The 1,683-nt window shown below is 35.2% G+C and carries 1 protein-coding gene; it reads right to left on the bottom strand.

Translation table 11 applies throughout. The features are described from left to right. Window positions 1-110 precede the first annotated feature (110 nt). Entirely contained in the window at window positions 111-1,577 is a 1,467-nt protein-coding gene (locus AHA02nite_RS14925; RefSeq protein ID WP_146818687.1) for an IS1182 family transposase, read from the bottom strand. Window positions 1,578-1,683 lie beyond the last annotated feature (106 nt).

Below are 1,683 nucleotides of genomic sequence, written 5' to 3'. Positions count from 1 at the left end.
AGGCCACTGAAAAAAGACGGTTAATTTTGTTTTATAAAATAGTTTTTTAAAGAAAAGGAGCCTTTTGATCGATTTTTTCGATTAAAAGGCTCCTTTTCTATCCTAATATTTTACTCTTTTTGGTCTATTAGCTTGATAATTCTTTTTAAGTTAGCCACGAATATGGTCGTTGCTCCTTGCATTTCCATGCCAAATAGACCCGAGTCAGTGGCTTGATCATACCCGTGTCTATGCTTTAATTCACTATTCTTTGCCTCAATCATATAGCGATCTTTGGCTATTTCTTTAAAGGTTTCACTTTCTTGAAACGCTTCTTGTTCTGTGTGCTCTGTTGATTTTAATGTGACTGAGTAAGTTTTGGTTTTCGCACCTTCCTGGTAACATCCATCCCGCAATGGACAAACCTTACACTTCTCTACATCAAAGTAATACTTGAGCTGAGTATTACGTTTCTTTCTCTTCTTCGCTATTTTTTTAAATGCCATATGTCCAGCTGGACATACAAACATATCGGCATCTTTATTAAATTCAAACCCCGAATTCTCACGTTTTCCATCTGTAATTACAGGGTGCAATTTAGAAACTAATTGAAATTGTTCTTCTTTCGCAAATTTTAAATTGTCTGTTCCTGAATAAGCCGTATCACCAATGACCGCATCAACTTCCATTCCTGCATTCTTACTTTTATGTACGAGATCTTTAAGTTGTTTACCATCACTCTTTTCGCCTGTGGTAATGGTAGCTGCTGTGATGATTCTTTCTTTAGACATGGCTAAGTGAGATTTATAACCAAAGAAAGAACTATCTTCTGTTTTATGTCCTATACGTGCGTCTGGGTCATTGGAAAGTGTGGTTTGTTCTTTACAGTCATCCAGTATTTCATTCAAATGGTTAACTTTTTCTTTCACCGCTGGCATATCATTTACTTCAGATTGTTCTATTACTTCAATTAGTTCCTTACAGTACCTTTCGGTTTCTTTAATACTACGGTGGGCAGGTTTTTTAGGGAACTTTTCCTTTATGGTTTCATCATATTGATAAACTGTCTTTCGCATAGATTTTGCTTTCTCACTTAAAAACTCCGAAACTGACTTGGAACAGTAACGCGAGGAGGTATGAGTTGCGTCCACCATGATGGTTTTACTATCGATCACACCATAGTCTAATGCGATCTCTACTGTTTTGTGGATCAATAGATCCAATAAATTATTGTTTGAACTTTCATTTGAACCCTTTAAACGCAATTTACGAAATTTCGTTAAAGAGCTCGGATTAATGACTGGATCCTCAGGAGCTAACTCTAAGAAATATTTAAATGACATATCGTATCTTGCACGTTCTACTACATCAACATCGGACAAATCATAAATGCGTTTCAACAATAAATACTTAAACATTTGAATTGGGGGAATGGCCTTTCGGCCGTTATCAAGACAGTAATTTTCTTTTAACTCATCCATGATAAACGTGAAGTCAACTATATCATTTAAACGGCGTAAAAAATTATCTTTTGGGATGATCATTTCATAAAGATCTGTATAAGAACTGATATTCAGCGATCCCTGACTCTGTAACACACAACCACCACTTTCTTATTTACTGACTCTATTATAAAAAAGAAAAGAAGGTAAATCATCCCTAATACGATGATTTACCCTCTTATATTTTAAGGACTTTTTCAGT

The organism is Alkalibacillus haloalkaliphilus (assembly GCF_007991275.1).
In the GTDB taxonomy this organism is placed as follows: Bacteria; Bacillota; Bacilli; order Bacillales; family Alkalibacillaceae; genus Alkalibacillus; species Alkalibacillus haloalkaliphilus.
This window is presented reverse-complemented; position numbering and strand designations above follow the sequence as displayed.